General features: G+C 70.7%; 18 protein-coding genes and 2 pseudogenes. 11 read left to right on the top strand and 9 right to left on the bottom strand.

The annotated features are described in order from the left end of the window. Positions 1 to 120: 120 nt before the first annotated feature. From OHA84_RS05845 to OHA84_RS05870, 6 genes are all read left to right on the top strand, one after another. Entirely contained in the window at positions 121 to 786 is a 666-nt protein-coding gene (locus OHA84_RS05845) for a CBS domain-containing protein (RefSeq protein WP_266972878.1), read from the top strand. A 33-nt stretch (positions 787 to 819) separates the two neighbouring features. After that, positions 820 to 1,689 carry a universal stress protein gene (locus OHA84_RS05850; protein WP_266972876.1) on the top strand — a complete coding sequence of 290 codons (870 nt, stop codon included), beginning with the start codon at positions 820 to 822 and terminating at the stop codon, positions 1,687 to 1,689. Positions 1,690 to 1,801: 112 nt separating this feature from the next. Further along, positions 1,802 to 2,404, top strand: coding sequence for a CBS domain-containing protein (locus tag OHA84_RS05855; RefSeq protein WP_266972874.1), 603 nt, complete (start codon positions 1,802 to 1,804; stop codon positions 2,402 to 2,404). Positions 2,405 to 2,417: 13 nt separating this feature from the next. Continuing rightward, on the top strand, positions 2,418 to 3,014 hold the full coding sequence (locus tag OHA84_RS05860; protein WP_266972872.1) for a CBS domain-containing protein: 597 nt from the start codon (positions 2,418 to 2,420) through the stop codon (positions 3,012 to 3,014). A gap of 110 nt (positions 3,015 to 3,124) precedes the next feature. After that, complete coding sequence (locus OHA84_RS05865) at positions 3,125 to 4,003, top strand: universal stress protein (protein WP_266972870.1); 879 nt, start codon at positions 3,125 to 3,127, stop codon at positions 4,001 to 4,003. 24 nt (positions 4,004 to 4,027) lie between these two features. After that, complete coding sequence (locus tag OHA84_RS05870) at positions 4,028 to 5,020, top strand: nitroreductase family protein (protein ID WP_266972868.1); 993 nt, start codon at positions 4,028 to 4,030, stop codon at positions 5,018 to 5,020. A gap of 129 nt (positions 5,021 to 5,149) precedes the next feature. Here the strand turns inward: OHA84_RS05870 and nhaA are convergent, their stop codons facing one another. The 4 genes and pseudogenes from nhaA to OHA84_RS05890 all read right to left on the bottom strand — a co-directional run bounded on the left by nhaA (position 5,150) and on the right by OHA84_RS05890 (position 9,766). Continuing rightward, on the bottom strand, positions 5,150 to 6,613 hold the full coding sequence (gene nhaA, locus OHA84_RS05875; RefSeq protein ID WP_266972867.1) for a Na+/H+ antiporter NhaA: 1,464 nt from the start codon (positions 6,611 to 6,613) through the stop codon (positions 5,150 to 5,152). A 174-nt stretch (positions 6,614 to 6,787) separates the two neighbouring features. Beyond that, the gene (locus OHA84_RS05880) at positions 6,788 to 6,964 is read right to left on the bottom strand and encodes a hypothetical protein (protein ID WP_266972865.1); all 177 of its coding nucleotides are present in this window, start codon (positions 6,962 to 6,964) and stop codon (positions 6,788 to 6,790) included. 207 nt (positions 6,965 to 7,171) lie between these two features. After that, a pseudogene (locus OHA84_RS05885) lies at positions 7,172 to 8,393 on the bottom strand (MFS transporter). Between the two features lie 5 nt (positions 8,394 to 8,398). Next, on the bottom strand, positions 8,399 to 9,766 hold the full coding sequence (locus tag OHA84_RS05890; protein WP_266972863.1) for an FAD-dependent oxidoreductase: 1,368 nt from the start codon (positions 9,764 to 9,766) through the stop codon (positions 8,399 to 8,401). A gap of 114 nt (positions 9,767 to 9,880) precedes the next feature. Here OHA84_RS05890 and OHA84_RS05895 point away from each other — a divergent pair, with 114 nt between their 5' ends. The 3 genes from OHA84_RS05895 to OHA84_RS05905 are packed head-to-tail and all read left to right on the top strand — an operon-like array spanning position 9,881 to position 11,520. Continuing rightward, positions 9,881 to 10,246, top strand: coding sequence for a helix-turn-helix transcriptional regulator (locus tag OHA84_RS05895; protein ID WP_053703239.1), 366 nt, complete (start codon positions 9,881 to 9,883; stop codon positions 10,244 to 10,246). Then, positions 10,243 to 10,737: a GNAT family N-acetyltransferase gene (locus OHA84_RS05900; protein WP_266972858.1), complete on the top strand. Its 495-nt coding sequence runs from the start codon at positions 10,243 to 10,245 to the stop codon at positions 10,735 to 10,737. The genes OHA84_RS05895 and OHA84_RS05900 overlap by 4 nt, the downstream gene beginning before the upstream one ends. Positions 10,738 to 10,791: 54 nt before the next feature. After that, on the top strand, positions 10,792 to 11,520 hold the full coding sequence (locus tag OHA84_RS05905; protein WP_266972856.1) for a TIGR02391 family protein: 729 nt from the start codon (positions 10,792 to 10,794) through the stop codon (positions 11,518 to 11,520). 12 nt (positions 11,521 to 11,532) lie between these two features. Here OHA84_RS05905 and OHA84_RS05910 read toward each other — a convergent pair whose 3' ends face one another. The 3 genes from OHA84_RS05910 to OHA84_RS05920 are packed head-to-tail and all read right to left on the bottom strand — an operon-like array spanning position 11,533 to position 13,894. Further along, a complete protein-coding gene (locus OHA84_RS05910; protein WP_266972854.1) occupies positions 11,533 to 12,501 on the bottom strand; it encodes an NAD(P)-binding domain-containing protein in 969 nt (322 codons plus the stop codon). Next, entirely contained in the window at positions 12,498 to 13,589 is a 1,092-nt protein-coding gene (gene arsB, locus OHA84_RS05915; protein WP_266972852.1) for an ACR3 family arsenite efflux transporter, read from the bottom strand. Before arsB ends, OHA84_RS05910 begins: the two co-directional genes overlap by 4 nt. Beyond that, on the bottom strand, positions 13,586 to 13,894 hold the full coding sequence (locus OHA84_RS05920; protein ID WP_266972850.1) for a helix-turn-helix transcriptional regulator: 309 nt from the start codon (positions 13,892 to 13,894) through the stop codon (positions 13,586 to 13,588). The genes arsB and OHA84_RS05920 overlap by 4 nt, the downstream gene beginning before the upstream one ends. A gap of 97 nt (positions 13,895 to 13,991) precedes the next feature. On the opposite strand from OHA84_RS05920, the gene OHA84_RS05925 reads away from it, so the two are divergent. Then, a complete protein-coding gene (locus tag OHA84_RS05925; RefSeq protein ID WP_266972848.1) occupies positions 13,992 to 14,405 on the top strand; it encodes an arsenate reductase ArsC in 414 nt (137 codons plus the stop codon). 294 nt (positions 14,406 to 14,699) lie between these two features. Further along, on the top strand, positions 14,700 to 16,418 hold the full coding sequence (locus tag OHA84_RS05930; RefSeq protein ID WP_266972846.1) for a GAF domain-containing sensor histidine kinase: 1,719 nt from the start codon (positions 14,700 to 14,702) through the stop codon (positions 16,416 to 16,418). Positions 16,419 to 16,433: 15 nt separating this feature from the next. On the opposite strand, the pseudogene OHA84_RS05935 reads toward OHA84_RS05930, so the two are convergent. After that, positions 16,434 to 16,876, bottom strand: a pseudogene (locus OHA84_RS05935) (pyridoxamine 5'-phosphate oxidase family protein). A gap of 172 nt (positions 16,877 to 17,048) precedes the next feature. After that, on the bottom strand, positions 17,049 to 17,375 hold the full coding sequence (locus tag OHA84_RS05940) for an STAS domain-containing protein (protein WP_266972844.1): 327 nt from the start codon (positions 17,373 to 17,375) through the stop codon (positions 17,049 to 17,051). Positions 17,376 to 17,525: the final 150 nt, after the last annotated feature.

Genomic DNA, 17,525 nt, shown 5'->3' on the forward strand with positions numbered 1-17,525 from the left:
CCCTACGGCCCCTGGACGGGACCGTTCGGCCCTCGCTCCCCAGCGGTCACCGGCGGATGGTTGGGGGCACACCCACATCGAACATCAGCCTCGCGTGACACAGCGGAACAGGAGGGCCTCATGAAGCGCCTCAAGGTGGCGGACCTGATGACTGACGAGGTCGTCTCCGTGGCCCCGGGCACCGGCTTCAAGGACGTGGCGAAGCTCCTCGCCCAGTACGACATCTCCGGAGTCCCCGTCCTGGACGACGAGGACCGCGTGGTGGGCGTCGTCTCGCAGACCGACCTGCTGGCCCACACAGTGTCGGGCTCCCATCCCGCCGAGCAGGGCATCACAGCGGCTGGGCCGCCTACCGCGGGTGACGTCATGTCCGTGCCCGCGGTCACCGTCCACGCCGAAGAGACAGTGGCTGACGCCGCCCGGCTGATGACCCGCCGGAGTATCGAACGCCTCCCCGTCGTGGACGTGGAGGACCGGCTCGTCGGCATCGTCACCCGCCGGGACCTGCTCCGCATGTTCCTGCGCCCGGACTCCGAAATACGCCGACGTGTCACCGGCGAGGTCCTCACGGAGGTGCTCGGTGTGCCGCCCGGTGACATCGACGTCCACGTGGTGGACGGGATCGTCACCCTGGGCGGCCAGGTCGCGCGCCGGAGTCAGCTCCCCGCACTACTCAGCCTCGTCGAACGGCTCGACGGGGTCGTCGCCGTGGCATCACGCGTCACCGCCCGTACCGACGACACGGCAACCCACGCGGACCACGCCCGGCACGCAATGCCGTGGTGATGAGCGCCGGACCGGACGAAGGGAATCGCAGCCATGAAGAACCACGTGACCGTCGGAGTCGACGGCTCCGCGGAGAGCCGGGCAGCCGCACGCTGGGCCGCACAGGAGGCCGTTTTGCGGCAGGTGCCGTTGCGCCTCGTGCACGCCGTCGACTGGCCCCTGGACCCGGTGTTCCCCGGCCTGGGCCGCCAGGACGTGGACCGCTGGGCGGACCAGGCCCTGACCGAAGCCGCGCAGGAGCTGCACGGGCGCCACCCGAACTTGGAGATCACGACCCGCTGCCTGACAGCACGGCCGGCCGCCGCCCTCGCGGCCGAGGCCGCCGATGCCGGGTTGCTGGTCCTGGGATCGCGCGGCCTGGGCGGCCTGGTCGGCTTCATCGTCGGCTCGGTCGCCATGTCCACCCTGGTCGCGACCGACACGCCGGTCGTTCTCGTTCGCGTCGCTGACGACCGGGACGGCCCGGGCACGGACTCCAGCCCCGAGGTCGTCGTGGGGGTCGACATCCACGAAGCGTGCGACCGCGTCCTCACCTTCGCTTTCGAAGAGGCGGACCGGCGCGACTGCCCGCTGCGGGCTGTCCACGGCTGGAAGATGCCAGCTGCCTACAGCTACGTCCCCTTCTTCGACCCGGACAACGAACGGGACATCGGCAGGAGCGTCACACACATGGTGGACGACATGCTGCTGCCCTGGCGGCACAAGTTCCCCGACGTGAACGTCAGCCACAGCGTGTTCATGGGATCCGCGGGCGATCATCTCGTCCGGGCCGCGCAGGGCGCACAACTCGTCGTCGTGGGACGCCATGTGCGCCGCTCCGTCCTCGGCGGGCACCTGGGCTCGGTCGCCCACGCGGTCCTGCACCACGCAGCAGCCCCCGTGGCAGTCATCGCCCACGGCTGAAGGAGCGGTACCGGGGCGGAACCCGCCTCGAATCCCCCGGACGGCACTACCCACGGACGGGTCGCCCTTCAGACCATCACGAGTACCGGCCGCTTCATCGAGGAGGAAGGCCATGAAGCACCTGCGCAGCGTCGAGGACGTCATGACACACGCCGTGATCTCCGTCGACCAAGGAACCGCGTTCAAGGACATCGTGGAAGCGCTGCGGATGTGGAACGTCAGCGCGCTCCCCGTCCTGGCACAAGACGGACAGGTGGTCGGCGTCGTCTCCGAAGCCGACCTGCTGCTCAAGCCCCAAGGAACCGACACGGCCCACGACACCACCGCCGAGCAGCTGATGACCCGCCCGGCAGTGACCGTCACGAAGGACGCCACCATCCCCGCCGCGGCGCGTCTGATGGCCCGCGGGCACCTCAAGCGCCTTCCCGTGGTCGACGGCGACGGCCGCCTCGTCGGCGTCGTCAGCCGCGGCGACCTGCTCAAGGTCTTCCTGCGGCCGGACGAAGACATCGGTGCCGAGATCCGCGAATTGATCATGTACCAGCTGATCCCGCACGGTTCCGCCGAAGTACACGTCCACGTCGCCAACGGCATCGTCTACCTCAACGGATCGCTGCCTGACCCCGCCATGGAAGACGTCGTCGTACGCGCCGCCGGCACCGTACCGGGCGTCATCGACGTCAAGACGGATTTCACCGTCCCCGTCTCCGCATGAGGGCATCTCCGCCATGAGGCACCGCAGCATCGCGGACCTGATGACGCCCACCGCCGTCACCGTCCGGCGCACGACCGCATTCAAGGAGATCGCCAGGCTCCTGAAGGAGTTCGACATCACCGCCGTGCCCGTGGTCGACGAAACCGGGCACCCGGTCGGCGTCGTCTCCGAAGCCGACCTTCTCCGCCGACGGCCCGCCGGTGGTGCGGCGACGGCCGAGGAGCTGATGACGAGCCCGGCCGTCACGGCCCGACCCGAGTGGAGCGTGGTCCGCGCGGCCCGGGTCATGCAGCGCCACCGGGTCAAGCGGCTACCGGTCGTCGATGAGGAAGGCCGCGTGGTCGGCGTCCTCAGTCGTAGCGATCTGATCCAGCTCTTCCTCCGCCGCGACCACGCGATACAGGAAGAGATCCTCGAGGACGTCCTCACCCGGACTCTCCACCTGGCTCCTTCGGCCATCACCGTCGAAGTCGACGACGGCCTGGTGACGCTCAGCGGCACCATGCCGCAGCCCGGGCTGCTGCCCGTGGTGGTGCGTCTTTGCCAGAGCGTCGACGGGGTCGTCGACGTCGACAACAGACTGACCTGCGCCGAATCCGAGTCGAGCTGAGTAAGCAAGCAGGGGCCGGTCGGTCCCCGGATGGGCCGCTCGGTCCTTCCCAGGGCACGACAAGCGGACGAGGCTGAGAGAAGCCGACCATACGACCCGGGAGGAACACCATGTCGAACCGGATCACGGTAGGTCTGGACGGATCGGGCGCCGACACCGCCGCAGCCGACTGGGCCGCCCACGAGGCCGAACTGCGCGGCGCGGCGCTGGAACTCGTCCACGCGGAGGACTGGGCCCAGTACGGTCCCTTCGCGGTGCCGCTCCCCGAACCGCGTGAACAGTGGGCGGAGGAGCTCCTTTCGCGCACACGGGACCGGCTGCTGCGCGAACACGGCACGCTCGACATCAGCACCCACGGCACCAAAGGACTCGCGGCCTCCAAGGTCCTCGCCTCGTCCGCAGCCGATGCGGACCTGCTCGTGCTCGGCACACGCGGTCTCGGCGCCATAGCCGGGTTCATCGTGGGCTCGACCGGCTCGGCGACCATCCCCGAGACCGACACGCCCGTCGTCCTCGTGCGCTCCGTCGACGGCCAAGACAGTCCGCCCGGGCACGCGGGTGATGCCGGACCGGTGGTGCTCGGAGTGGACCTGCGCAGCAACTGCGACCGGCTCCTCGCTTTCGCCTGCGAGGAAGCGGACCGGCGGGCCTGCCCGCTCGTCGTCGTACACGGCTGGTCGCTCCCGCCGGCCTTCTCCTACGCTCCCGTCCTCGACCCCGGCGTCGAGAAGGAGATGGCCGACGGACTCGAGACCACGCTCAGCGAGCTGCTGCGCCCCTGGGAGAAGAAGTACCCGCGGCTCGCCCTCGATGCCCGCATCGTCATCGGCCAGCCCGCCATCCAGATCCTGGACGCCGCGTCCGGCGCGGCACTCGTCGTGGTCGGCCGGCGTATCCGCCGTCCGGCACTCGGCGCTCGCATCGGCCCCATCACCCACGCGGTGATGCACCACGCCACCTCACCGGTCGCCGTCGTGGCGCACGACTGAGGCCGCACAGACAGGACCAGTCCCGTGACCGCAACCCACCTCGACCCCGACACCGTCATCCAGCTCGTCGGCGACGCCGTCACCGCCCCGTCCATGCACAACGCCCAGCCATGGAAGTTCGTGTTCCATGCCGGCAGCGGCGCTCTCGCCCTGTACGGCGATCCGGAACGCGCGATGACGCGGACCGACCCGAACCACCGCAGCCTCCACCTCGGTTGCGCCGCGGCGCTGTTCAACCTGCGCGTGTCCGCGGCCTGGATCGGTCTCCCGGTCCGCATCCAGCTCTTGCCCGACGACGCCGAACCATGGCTGTTCGCCACGGTGACCATCGACGAAACTGCGGGCGCGGACCGCGAGCTCGCCTCCCTGCACGACGCCGTCCGGCGTCGGCACACCAGCCGGTACCCCTTCAGCGAGGAGCCGGTGCCGACCGCACTGCTCGACGGTCTGTGGGCCGCTGCCCACTTGGAGGGCTGCCGCCTCACCGTCCCGGACACCTGGCACATCGACACCGTGCTCGGGCTGGTACGGGACGCAGAACACCGCGAGGGGATCGATCCGCTCGCCCGGGCGGAAACCGCAGCCTGGGCCTCCCCCACGCAGGACGCTTCGGGCAAGCGCAGTGACGGCATTCCCGCCGCCGCGTTCGGACCGAAGGCTTCTGGCGGCCGCACGCCCGTACGTGACTTCGGCTGGGCCAACCCGATACCGGATCGCGGCTGGGCCGTGTTCGAGAAGCGGCCGCAACTGGCTCTGCTGAGCACCCCGGGGGACACGAGAGCCGACTGGCTGCGTGCAGGCCAGGCAATGGAGCGGGTCCTTCTGCAGGCCACCGCCGACGGCCTCGCCACGTCGATGACGTCACATCCCCTGGAATGGCCGGAGTTGCGCTGGACGGTTCGCGACCCCGTCGCGGCCACGGGACACGTGCAAATGGTCTTCCGCCTCGGCTACGGCCCCGCAGGCCCCGACACGCCCCGCCGCCCGTTGACCGAGGTCCTGGAAATCCGGGAGTAGACACCACGGCGCCTACCGCGGTTCAGTTCTTCCCGAGGGTGGCGGCGTGGTCGGGTACGGCGGTCTGCAGCTCCTTGGACGGACGCTCGCAGCCCGTGGACCGCGGCCTCGGCGGCAAGGTCAGCGACGTTACCGCCACGTCCGTCCAGTCCGGGAATGGGGGGCTGCCGCGTAGATGGCGAGGATGTCCCACCTCGGGCGCGCACCAGTGTTAGCCGGGCGCGCGGGCGAGCTAACGGCCATCGCCAGTCCGGCGGGCAGCAGGGTGAGCAAGCTGTCGGCTACTGGGCCAGGACGGGCAGTGGTGCCCTCGGCAGCCGTGTCGTGCTGGTAGACATCGGGGATGCCGTCGTTGTCGGCGTCAGTGTTCTCCGCCTCGTACAGCCGCCGGTAGACGGTGTTGCGCCGACGCAGCAGGACGGCTGCAAGGACCGCGGCGATCAGCGAGGCGACGAGCACGGCGGCCTTGACGTGCTCGCCGGTCTCGCCGCCGGGGAAGGCGAGTTCTCCGATGAGGAGGGCGACGGTGAAGCCGATCCCGGCCAGTACGGACAGGCCCAGGACATCGGCCCAGGCGAGGTCGGGGTTGAGCTGGGCGCGGGTGAAGCGGGCGGCCAGGTAGGTTCCGGCGAAGATGCCCACCGTCTTGCCGACGACCAGGCCGATCACCACACCGAGGGGCTCGTGGCTGGTGAACACCGCGCCCAGGGCGGGGCCGGAGATGCTCACCCCGGCAGCGAACAGCGCGAACAGCGGCACCGCGATACCGGCGGAGAGCGGGTGGGCCAGGTGCGAGACCCGCGAAGCGGGCGAGACGTCCTCGCCTACGTCACGGGTGGTGCGCAGGATCAGGCCCATGGCGACGCCGGCCACGGTGGCGTGGACGCCGCCGTTGTACATCAGTGCCCAGGTCACTACCCCGAGGGGCACGTACCACCACCAGCCGCGCACCCGCAGCCGCTGCAGCAGGTAGAAGAGCACCAGGCCCCCGGCGGCTCCGACGAGCGCCCACAGGTTCAGGTCGAAGGTGAAGAACACCGCGATGATCAGGATCGCGCCCAGGTCGTCGACGACGGCGAGGGTGAGGAGGAAGGTGCGCAGCGCGGCCGGCAGGTGCGTGGACAGCACCGCCAGGACCGCCAGGGCGAACGCGATGTCCGTGGCCATCGGGACCGCCCAGCCCGCACTGCTGCCGCCGCCCGCCGTGGTGGTGGCCAGGTAGAGGGCGGCGGGTACGGCCATCCCGCACAACGCGGCGATGACCGGCAGCGCGGCTGTGGCCGGGGTACGCAGCTCACCGACGACCAGCTCGCGCTTCAGCTCGATCCCGGCCACGAGGAAGAACACGGCCAGCAGCCCGTCCGCCGTCCAGTGCCCCACCGACAGATCCAGGCCGAGGGCCGGTATCCCGAAGTGGAAGTCGCGCACGGACGCGTATGCCGCGCTCCACGGGCTGTTGGCCCAGATCAGCGCGAGGACGGCCGCACCGAGGAGGACCAGGCCGCCGACGGTCTCGGTGCGCAGGGCGCGGGTGATCGCCTGCCGTTCTGGCAAGGGCAGCAGTCCGAGGAAAGGGGAGCGGGTGCCGGCCATGGCAGTGGCCTCCGGTATGTCGACGACGAGAGGGCACACTGCCCCCAGGACGCCGACCAGACTTCCCGGCACACCGCGCGCCAGCTCTTGACGCGTTCTTTACACCGTATCCACCGGAGGGCAGGCTGTCTGCCCCGGACGCCTCTGCAAGATCACAACGGTGTCAGGCTGTTATCAGTCCTGGAGTAAGGCGCAACACCATGCAGCGATGGCGGCGAGCACGAGTGCGGCGGCCGCGTAGAGCTCGGGCCGCTCGGCGGGCATCGTGTAGAAGACAGCGCCCGCGATCGCGAGGATCGCGCCCCTCTCCAGCAGGGGCGAGGCCAGACAGCGAGCGGGGTGGCGGGTCATCGCGAGTCAGGACCCGGCAGGCGAGGCGTGGTGCAGGCGCGTACGGAGCGTTTCGGCGTGTGGCCGGCTGAGCCCGGAGTTTGTCGACCTGTTCGGTGGCGGCCTGCTCGTACTCGCGCACGCGCCGCAGCAGGGCCTCGCGCTCGCCGTGTCGAGGCCGGGCAGGGCTGAACTGCTCTGCACCGAGCAGCCCGGCGGAGCACGGGGTCATGTGGGCAGGCGGGGCGGGCGGCTTCCGAGGCTGGTGACGGCAGCCACGGCGGAGAGAGCGGCGAGGAGTACGAACAGGGCGGGGTAGCCGCCGAGCGGTGCGGCGAGGGCGGCGCCGGCGAAGGGGGCGAGGGCCGCCGCGGTGTGGGCTGGTGCGGCAAGGAGCCCGGAGAGACGGCCGTAGTGGGTGGTGCCCCAGCGGTCGGTGACGGCAGTGGCCTGGAGGAGGGTGAGGTTGCCGCGGATTGTTCCCGCAACCACGGCGAGTGCGACCAAGAGTGCGTAGGGCCCGGCGATGACCCCGAGAGCGGCGGTGGTGAGGCCGCCGAGTCCGACCATTGCGGTGGTTCGGGCGGTCACGCCGGTGCGGCGGGCCAGGACGGCGTAGAGGGTGCGGCCGAGAGTCTGTCCGGCGCCGCCGAGTCCGAGGGCCCAGGCGGCTTGGGAGGTGGTGTATCCGCGTTCGAGCAGGAGGGGGAACGAGTCCCATCACGACGGCGTACATCGCGAACCCGGAGAGGGCGAAGGTGGCGGCCAGCATCCCGAACGCCCTGCTGCGCACCACGGAATCTCTGCCGTCGGCGGCATGGGCGGGGCCTTTGGCGGCGGGCGGCCAGGGGGCTTTGAGTGCGAGGGCGTGGGCGGGGATCGTAACGAGGGCGAGGATCGCGGCGAGCGCGGTGTAGGTGGCGCGCCACGACATGTGGTCGGCGAGGACGGCGGTCAGGGGTGCGTAGAGCGTGGAGGCGAGACCGCCTGCGAGGGTGACGATGGTCAGGGCGTGGATGTGGTCGGGGGCCCACCAGCGGGTGAGGGCGGCGAAGGCGGGCTGGTAGAAGGTGGCGGCCATCGCCGCTCCGGCCAGCAGCCACCCTGCGGAGAAGACGGCGAGGTTGGGGGCGGCGGCCACGGTGAGCAGGCTGAGCACGCCGAGGACGGAGCCGGCGGTCATGACGAGGCGAGGGCCGCGGTGGTCCAGGACGCGGCCGACGTAGATGCCGGTGAGGGCGGAGACGAGGAGGGCGGCGGAGAACGCGGCGGTGGTGGCGCCCGCGCTCCAGCCGGTGTCGGCGGTGATGGCGGGGTTCATGACGGGGAAGGCGTAGTAGAGGATGCCCCAGCTGGTGATCTGGGTGACGCACAGGGCGGGCAGTGCGGCGCGTGGCCGCGACCGGACCCCCGTCCCGGTCGCGGCCACGCCGGCCTCGGTGTGCGGCATGGTGTTCAGCAGCCGCCGAAAAAGGGAGCGGGGGCGCCGACGGTGAGGGTCGCGGGCGCCGCGCAGCAGCCGCCGCCGCTGGTCTCTTCGGCGGCCGCGGGCTGGTCGAAGAGGCCGGCGCCGCCGCAGACTCCGGTCTCGGGAAGGGTGAGTTCGACGCGTTCGGCGGCTTCCTGGTCGCCGGCGAGGTGGGCGGCGATGGAGCGGACCTGCTCGTAGCCGGTCATCGCGAGGAAGGTCGGCGCGCGGCCGTAGGACTTCATGCCGACGAGGTAGACGCCCTGTTCGGGGTGGGACAGTTCGTTCACGCCGTGCGGGTAGACGGTGCCGCACGAGTGCTGGTTCGGATCGATCAGCGGCGCGAGCTCGACCGGTGCCTGGAGGCGCTCGTCCAGGCCCAGGCGCAGCTCGGAGACGAAGGACAGGTCGGGGCGCAGGCCGGTCAGGACGATGACCTCGTCGACCGCGTCGAGGCGGCGGCCGTCCTCGGCGACCAGGATCAGGCGGCCGTCGCTGTCGCGCTGGATGGCGTCGGTGCGGAAGCCGGTGACGGCGTCGGCGTAGCCGTTGTCGACGGCGGCCTTGGCGGCCAGGCCGAGGGCTCCGCGGGCGGGGAGCTGGTCGGCGCTGCCGCCGCCGAAGGTGGAGCCGGAGATACCGCGGCGCAGGATCCAGGTGGCATGTGTGCCGGTGGCGTCCTCGGCCTTGGCGAGGTCGGCGAGGTAGGCCAGCGTGGTGAAGGCGGAGGCGCCCGAGCCGATGACGGCGATGCGCTTGCCCGCGTACCGGGCCCGGGTGGCCGGGTTCTTGAGGTCGGGGATGCGGTAGGAGATCCGGTCGCCGGCAGCCTTCTCGCCGAGGGCGGGCAGGCCGTCGCCGCCGATGGGGCTCGGGGTGGACCAGGTGCCGGAGGCGTCGATGACGGCGGAGGCCAGGATGCGTTCCTCGGTGCCGTCCGCGTTCGCGATGCGCACGGTGAAGGGCTGCTGCTCGCGGTCGGCGTCCACGATCCGGTCGCGGCCGAGGCGGGAGACGCCGGTGACGGTGGCGCCGTAGCGGACCCTTTCCCCGAGGACGTCGGCGAGGGGCTGGAGGTAGAGGGCGGCCCAGTCGGCGCCGGAGGGGTACGTCGCGCCCTCGGGTGCCGTCCAGCCGGTAGGAGCCAGAAGCTTCTCGGCGGCCGGGTCCACGAGCTCGGACCAGGTGGAGAACAGCCGAACGTGACCCCATTCGCGTACCGCGGCGGCGGCGGCCGCTCCGGCTTCCAGGACCAGGGGCTTGATGCCGCGCCCGGTGAGGTGGGCTGCGGCCGCCAGGCCGGCGGGGCCCGCTCCGATCACGGCGACGGGCAGGGCTTCGGTGGATGCGTTCACGACGGGCTCCCCTATTGATTCGACGTCTGTCGATGTCCTGACGCCTTAAGAATGCACTCGACATCGACGTTGGTCAACATAGACATGTGTCGAAGTTCAAAGGATGATGGGGGCATGTCCACTGTGAAGGTGTTGCCGCTGCTGGAGCCGGAGGCCGTGGCCCCGTGCTGCCCACCCCTGACCGAGCGCCCGCTGACGGCCGAGGAGGCCGAACGGACCGCCCTGATGTTCAAGGCCCTCGGCGACCCGGTACGCCTGCGCCTGTTCTCCGCCGTCGCCTCCCACGAGGGCGGTGAGGCGTGCGTGTGCGACATCTCCGACGTCGGCGTCTCCCAGCCCACCGTCTCCCACCACCTGAAGAAGCTCCGCGAGGCGGGCCTGCTCTCCTCCGAACGGCGCGGGACCTGGGTGTACTACCGGGTCGAACCGACCGTCCTCGCGGCCATGGGTCAGCTCCTCACCCGCGCGGCCGCCGCGTGAGCATCACCATCACGCCGCTGACCGACGGGCACGCTGACGAGGTCCTGGCGATCTACCAGGCGGGTATCGACGAGGGCAACGCCACCTTCGAGATCACCGCCCCGACCTGGGCCGAGTTCGACGCGGCGAGGCTACCCGAGCACCGCTTCGCCGCGCTCGACACCGACGGCAAGGTGCTCGGGTGGGTTGCCGCCACCCGGGTCTCCGACCGTTGCGCGTACGCGGGCGTTGTCGAGCACTCCGTCTACGTCCACCCCGGCGCCCGGGGCTGCGGTGTCGCCGGGCAGCTCCTGGCGGCGCTGGTGGAGTCGACCGAGGCCGCGGGGATCTGGACGATCCAGTCCGGGATCTTCCCCGAGAACGCCGCCAGCCTCGCCGTCCACGCGCGGGCCGGATTCCGGGCCATCGGCACGCGCGAGCGCATCAGCCGCCATCACGGCGCCTGGCGGGACGTGGTCCTGCTGGAGCGCCGCAGCCCAGGGGTCGGCTGACTGTGTATCGAGCGTTCGCGCCCGGGTGTCGGCGGCGGGGGCGATGATGCGTGGATGGCTATCGACATCGCGTGGGCGCGCACCGAACTCGCTGAGTTCCTCCGTCTGTCGGAAACCTATGTTCCGGCCAATGAGCCCGGGGCGATGGTCTCCAGCCGCTTGAGGAACCGGGGCACGCAGCAGGAAATCATCGCGAGTGCCCAGATCGTGGAGCAGATACTCGACCGGGTTCTGCCGGCATGGCGCTCCAACGTGCCCTCGCACAAGAGCAACCGGTGGCTGCAACATCGTGAGGCGGCCCAGCGAGCCGACGTTGCGCTCGTGCGTGAAGCAGAGGTTCGCGAGCGCCTGGGTGACAACGCGCCCCAGATCAGCGCCTCAGCGATGCACCCGTGGGTCTGGGACGGCGCGAAAGCCCTATGGCAGAGCGGGCACTTTCGTGAGGCTGTCACTGCTGCCGCGCGGAAGGTGAATGCCGAAACCCAGAACAGGGTCGGCCGGCGCGACGTCAGCGAAGCCTCTCTGTTTCAAAGCGTCTTCTCCAAGGACGCCCCGAAGCCCGGACAGCCCCGCCTGCGGCTTATGGCGGACGACGGCGGCGACACCTTCCGCAGCGTCCATCGAGGCGCAATGGCCTTTGCCGAGGGCTGCTACGCAGGCATTCGCAATCCCAACAGTCATGAGGACGGCCTCCCGGAGTTGCCGGAGCACGAAGCTCTCGAACAGCTCGCCGCTTTCAGCGTCCTGGCACGTTGGGTGGATGGCGCCACGGTTTCCGCGTAGTGGGGAAGCAGGTCAGCGCAGCAGCGAAGCGATGTCGTGAGCGGCGTCGCGGGCGGGGCGGCCCACGCCGATGAGGGTGGCGGAGGCGGGGCCGGTCCGGCCGCCGTATCCGAGCAGGTGCAGGCGAGACTCGTCCACGGCGCGGGTGCTATCGGTGGCGATGTGGCCGCGGGTGCCTCGCAGGCGCAGGGCAGTGCAGGGGGCCAGCGCCGGGCGGAAGCCGGTGCACCAGGTGACGGCGTCCGGCTCGCCCCTGGTGCCATCGGCCCATTCGACACCGGCGGCGGCGAGGCGGGCGAACATCGGCTTCGCGCGAAGCAATCCCGCGTCGCGGGCGGCGCGGACCGAGGGTACGGCGACGATGTCGCCGAGGGAGGCGACGCCGCCGGTGTCGCTGCGGCCTTCGTCGAGGGCTCGGCGGCGGGCGGTGGCCGCGTCGAACAGGGCCCGGCCGTCGATGTCGTCGGCGAGGTAGCGGGGCGGGCGCTGGGTGACCCAGGTCAGCTGGGCCGTACGGGCGAGGTCGGCGGCGATCTGGGCGCCGGAGTTGCCGCCACCGACCACGACCACGCGCCGGCCGGCGAAGCCGGCCGGGCTGCGGTACTGCACGGTATGGGGCTGACGGCCGGTGAACTCCCGGCGGCCGGGCACGGCGGGCATGAAGGGCCGGATCCAGGTGCCGGCCGCGCTGACGACCACGCGGGCCTGCCAGTCGCCACAGTCCGTCTCGACGCGTAGGAAGGCGCCGTCGCGGTGGACAGCCGAGACCCCCACGCCGTGCCGGACGGGTGGAGGGACTCCCAGGTGTGCTGCCAGGCCCCGCCTGCGCCCGCCTGCGCCTGCCTGCGCCTGCCTGCGCCTGCCTGCGCCTGCCTGCGCATCGAGGATGACGTGCTCGACGCCCAGGCGGCGCAAGTGGTAGCCGGCGGCGAGCCCGGACTGGCCGCCGCCGATCACCACCACGTCGGTGCGATGCGTCATGGGGTGAGCCGCTGCTCCGTGAATCTCCTGCGCCAAGCCAGCGACACGTACACCAGCGCGACCAGGACGGGTACCTCGATGAGGGGGCCGACGACTCCGGACAGGGCCTGCCCGCTGGTGACGCCGAAGGTGGCGATGGCAACCGCGATGGCCAGCTCGAAGTTGTTGCCCGCCGCGGTGAACGCGAGCGTCGCGGTGCGGTCGTAGTTGAGACCGATGGCCTTGCCGAGGGCAAAGGTGCCGAACCACATCACCGCGAAGTAGACGAGTAGCGGGAGCGCGATCCGGGCGACGTCGAGCGGCTGGGAGGTGATGGTCGCGCCCTGGAGGGCGAAGAGGATGACGATCGTGAAGAGCAGCCCGTAAAGGGCGAAGGGGCCGATCCGCGGCAGGAACTTCGCCTCGTAGGTCTCGCGGCCCAGCCTCTTCTCGCCGATGCGTCGGGTCAGGAACCCGGCCAGCAGCGGGACGCCGAGGAAGATGACCACGTTGAGGGCGATCTTCCACATGGAGATGTCGAGGTGCTCGCCGTCGCCGAGACCGAGCCAACCGGGCAGCAGGTCGAGGTAGAACCAGCCCAGGACGCCGAAGGCCAGGACCTGGAAGACCGAGTTCAGGGCGACCAGGACGGCGGCGGCCTCTCGGTCGCCGCAAGCGAGGTCGTTCCAGATGATGACCATGGCGATGCAGCGGGCGAGGCCGACGATGATCAGGCCGGTCCGGTACTCGGGCAGGTCCGCGAGGAAGATCCAGGCCAGGACGAACATGAGGGCGGGGCCGAGGATCCAGTTGATGACCAGTGAGGAGATCATCAGCCTGCGGTCGCCGGTGACAGCGTCGAGCTTGTCGTAGCGGACCTTCGCCAGCACCGGGTACATCATGACGAGCAGGCCGACGGCGATCGGCAGGGAGATCCCGCCGATCTCCACCTTGGCGAGCGCGTCGTTCAGGCCGGGGATCAGCCGCCCGAGCCCGAGCCCGAGGCCCATGGCGATCAGGATCCAGACCGCGAGGAAGCGGTCCAGGGTCGAGAGCTTCCGGACGACCGAGGCGTCTCCGGTCGCCGCGGGAGCTTGGGTGGGGGTCACGGACAGGCCCTCTTGTTCTCGGCAGCGGTGCGCGCGGAGGCGGCCAGGTCGGCGAACTGGCCGGCGAGCTGGGCGATGACGTCCGAGCGCAGCTTGTAGTAGACGTAGCGGCCGCACGGCTCGGTGTCCACGAGCCCGGCCTCCCTGAGCACCTTCAGATGGTTGGAGAGGTTGGTCTGCTTGGCACCGGTCTCCTCCACGAGGTGCGTGGTGCACAGCGTCTCGCAGGCGAGCAGGGTCACGATCTGGAGCCTGAGGGGGTCTGCGAGGACCCGGATCAGGTCAGTGTCGACTGACGTCATCATGGACTGATACTTTCACATCAGTGGTGACTGACACCACCGGGTCCTGATGTCATTGTCGGCTGATGCCCGCCTGCTTGCCTGCCTGGAGAAGAGACCCGTGTCCGAGAAGCCCTCCGTTCTGTTCGTCTGCGTCCACAACGCCGGCCGCTCGCAGATGGCCGCCGCCTGGCTGACCCACCTCGCCGGGGACCGTGTCGAGGTCCGCTCCGCCGGTTCCGCCCCCGTCGACTCGGTCAACCCGGCTGCAATCGAGGCGATGCGCGAGGTCGGCATCGACATGTCCGCCCAGACGCCGAAGATCCTCACGATCGACGCGGTCAGGGCCTCGGACATGTGCATCACCATGGGCTGCGGCGACACCTGCCCCGTCTTCCCGGGCAAGCGCTACCTCGACTGGAAGCTCGAAGACCCTGCGGGCCAGGGCGTGGAGGCCGTCCGCCCGATCCGCGACGAGATCAAGAGGCTCGTCGAGGACCTGATCGCTGAGATCACCCCGAAGCCCACAGCCTGAGCGAAGTGCGCACGCTCGGGGAGGCCGCGAGCATTCCCGGCCTCCCCGAGCGGGCACCGACGCCGCCCTCTCGCCGTTCTCACGAATGACCATCCGTGAGAGTTCTGCGAGAGCCCGCGGAGTGATCACGTTTCCGCAGGTCGCCGTTCGCAAGAGCCCTCTTGAAACCCGCACGTTGCGCGAGGCGCTGCGGAAGCAGGGCCTCGCACTCGCGATCGTGCCCGCTCCCCGCCCCGCAAGGCCGGGCTGTCGATACGCTGGCTCCGCACGGGGCGGGCAGCGAAGGGGAATCACGTGGGTGTGGGGGATCCGTTGACGCAAGTGCCTCGGCTGCGGCTGGACGAGCTGCTCGACGAGCTCCAAGCGCGTATCGACGCCGTACGCGGCACCCGCGACCGGGTGCACAGCCTGCTGGAGGCCGTCGTCTCGGTGGGCCGGGAGCTGGACCTGGCCCAGGTGCTACGGCGGATCGTGGAGGCAGCGGCCCTGCTCGTGGACGCCGACTACGGGGCGCTGGGGGTCATCGGCCCCGACGGCCGCACCCTGTCGCAGTTCCTGACCGTGGGGCTCGACGAGGAGGCCATCGCCGAAATCGGTCCCCTGCCGGCCGGTCACGGTCTGCTCGGGGAGGTCATCCACCACCCGGAGCCCTTGCGCCTCACCGATCTCGGCGCGCACACCTCGTCGTACGGCTTTCCGCCGCACCACCCGCCGATGCGCACGTTTCTCGGCGTACCGATCCGGGTGCGGGACGAGGTTTTCGGGAACCTCTATCTGACCGACAAGCGGGGCGGGGCCGATTTCGACACCGAGGACGAGACGGTGATCTCCACCCTCTCGGTGGCGGCGGGCGTGGCGATCGACAACGCACGGCTGTACGAGGGGTCGCAGCGCCAGCAGCGGTGGCTCAAGGCCAATGCGGAGATCACCGAGAGCCTGCTGTCGGGCAGTTCCAGTCCGGCGGTGCTGGAGCTCATCGCCCTCCGGGCCCGGGAGATCACGGGCGCCCGGATCTCGGACATCTCCATGCCGGTTCCCGGCGCCGAGGGGTTGTTCGTGGAGTTCGCGGCCGGTGCGGACAGCAAGGCCCGGCAGGGACTCGTCGTCCCCTTCGCGGGATCCCTCTCGGGGACCGCCCACCGGACAGGGCAACCCGCGGCGGTCGTTCACGCCTCGGACGACGACCGCTATCCGGCCGATGCCCAGACACAGGGCGGGCTGGGTCCTGCCGTCGCGGTCCCGCTGGGCACCGCCGGAGGAGAGAGCAGGGGCGTGCTCCTCCTCGCGCGCGCAGCCGGCGAGCCCGTCTTCGGCGAGAACGAGTTGGAGCCGCTCGTCGCCTTCGCGGGTCAGGCAGCAATCGCCTTGGAGCTGGCGGAGCGGCGACGTGACGCCGAGCAGATAGCACTGTTGGAGGAGCGCGACCGGATCGCGAGAGACCTGCACGACCTGGCCATCCAGCGGCTCTTCGCCACGGGAATGACCCTCCAGAGCGCCGCACGGCTCGTCGAGCACGAGGGGGCCGCCGAGCGCATCAGCCGTGCGGTCGACGACCTGGACGAGACAATCAAGATCATCCGATCGACGATCTTCGGTCTGCGCACCAAGGACCGTGAGAGCGGACCGGGTCTGCGGGCCCGCGCTGCCCGGGCGGTCGGCGACGCGGCCACCACCCTCGGCCATCCGCCGCGTCTGAGCATGGAGGGCCTGCTCGACACGGACGTCCCGTCCGAGGTGGCCGACCACGTCATGGCGGCGCTGGGCGAGCTCCTGAGCAACGCCGCGCGCCACGCGGCGGCGACCAGGGTCGCCGTGGCCCTCAAGGCGGAACCGGGCGAGATCGTGCTGACGGTCTCCGACAACGGCAGGGGTATCCCGGCCCAGGGCCGCAGGAGCGGTCTGCTCAACCTCGACGACCGGGCGCGGAGCCTGGGCGGGTCCTTCACCGTGGACACCGCCGACGAGGGGGGCAGTCGGCTCGTCTGGCGGGCGCCGCTCCCCACCGGGAGCTGACCGGCCCCGACGCGATCACCCCAGGCCAGCCGGCTCCGGCAGCGTCCGCTCCGCTTCCAGCCGGAATCCGGTGACGAGGTCGGGGTGGATCCGCAGGGCTCGTTTCATGGGGTGTCCCACCCAGGGACGCAGCAGGGAAGCGAACCGGGCCGCCTCATCGGCGTCGGTCACCGGGCACGCGTATCCGGTGACGACGACGCTCCAGCCGAGGTGGGTGACGGGATCGATGACGTCCGCTTCGTAGGCCACCACCACGCCGGGGACATCGGCTACGAGGGAGGCGAGTGCCCCGTCGTCGTGGTCCGGACGATGATGTCCTCGCCCTCGACGAGGTGGTTGACCGGACGGACGGCGGGCAGCGCGTGCTGCGTGAAGACGATGCGCCCCAGGGACACCGTCGCCACGAGCCTGAGCGCCTCGGCCCTGTCGAGCTCGCGCATGCGCCGGGTGGCCGTCATGTCGCCATCCTGACCGTCGGGCGCCGTATGCCGCCGGCCTGGTCCATGCTGCGCACCTTCACCCGGTATCGATCGGTTCTTGCGGCTTCCGAGTTACCAGCCTCTCTCGATGACCACGAGAACCAGGGCCCAACGGTCCCGAACCGGGCCCCGGTTTCGGACACCGCCCTGGTCAAGCCACCACGAGCCGCAGCTCGCGGTCGGCGCCGAGCACCCGCATCGACTTGGCCATCAGAGGCGGCACGCCGTACAGCCGGAGCCGGGTTCCGGTCGAGTGGCAGCGGTGGTGCACGCGCAGGAAGAGGTCGATGCCCGCGCTGTCGCAGAAGGAGATCCCGGACAGGTCGAGGAGGAGGTTGCGGTGACCGTTCGCGGCGAGGGCGGTGAGTCGGGGTTCTACCTGCCGCGCCGTGTGGAAGTCGAGTTCTCCTGCCAAGGTGACGCGCACGTCGCCGTCGCTCCTCACCGCGGTCTTCAGATCGATCAAGGTAGTCGTCATGGAACCTCCATGCTGCGTGCGGCTCTGCGGTTGAGCCGCCCCTCTCCCCGTGCGGCACCAGCTCACCGCACGCGGTCCGGCCCCGGGAAGGTCCACATGCCCCCCGCGCAGGGCCGAAGGTCCCTGTTCCCCGGGTGCCCCGTCGCGCGG

It is taken from the genome of Streptomyces sp. NBC_00513, assembly GCF_041431415.1.
Taxonomy (GTDB): domain Bacteria; phylum Actinomycetota; class Actinomycetes; order Streptomycetales; family Streptomycetaceae; genus Streptomyces.

Excerpts from the sequence above, each read along its gene's own strand:
- OHA84_RS05855 (WP_266972874.1), top strand. The coding sequence starts at position 1,802 with ATGAAGCACCTGCGCAGCGTCGAGGACGTCATGACACACGCCGTGATC.
- OHA84_RS05895 (WP_053703239.1), top strand. The coding sequence starts at position 9,881 with ATGTCCACTGTGAAGGTGTTGCCGCTGCTGGAGCCGGAGGCCGTGGCC.
- OHA84_RS05910 (WP_266972854.1), bottom strand. The coding sequence starts at position 12,501 with ATGACGCATCGCACCGACGTGGTGGTGATCGGCGGCGGCCAGTCCGGG.
- OHA84_RS05940 (WP_266972844.1), bottom strand. The coding sequence starts at position 17,375 with ATGACGACTACCTTGATCGATCTGAAGACCGCGGTGAGGAGCGACGGC.
- OHA84_RS05905 (WP_266972856.1), top strand. The coding sequence starts at position 10,792 with ATGGCTATCGACATCGCGTGGGCGCGCACCGAACTCGCTGAGTTCCTC.
- OHA84_RS05865 (WP_266972870.1), top strand. The coding sequence starts at position 3,125 with ATGTCGAACCGGATCACGGTAGGTCTGGACGGATCGGGCGCCGACACC.
- OHA84_RS05850 (WP_266972876.1), top strand. The coding sequence starts at position 820 with ATGAAGAACCACGTGACCGTCGGAGTCGACGGCTCCGCGGAGAGCCGG.
- nhaA (WP_266972867.1), bottom strand. The coding sequence starts at position 6,613 with ATGGCCGGCACCCGCTCCCCTTTCCTCGGACTGCTGCCCTTGCCAGAA.
- OHA84_RS05920 (WP_266972850.1), bottom strand. The coding sequence starts at position 13,894 with ATGATGACGTCAGTCGACACTGACCTGATCCGGGTCCTCGCAGACCCC.
- OHA84_RS05860 (WP_266972872.1), top strand. The coding sequence starts at position 2,418 with ATGAGGCACCGCAGCATCGCGGACCTGATGACGCCCACCGCCGTCACC.
- OHA84_RS05845 (WP_266972878.1), top strand. The coding sequence starts at position 121 with ATGAAGCGCCTCAAGGTGGCGGACCTGATGACTGACGAGGTCGTCTCC.
- OHA84_RS05880 (WP_266972865.1), bottom strand. The coding sequence starts at position 6,964 with ATGACCCGCCACCCCGCTCGCTGTCTGGCCTCGCCCCTGCTGGAGAGG.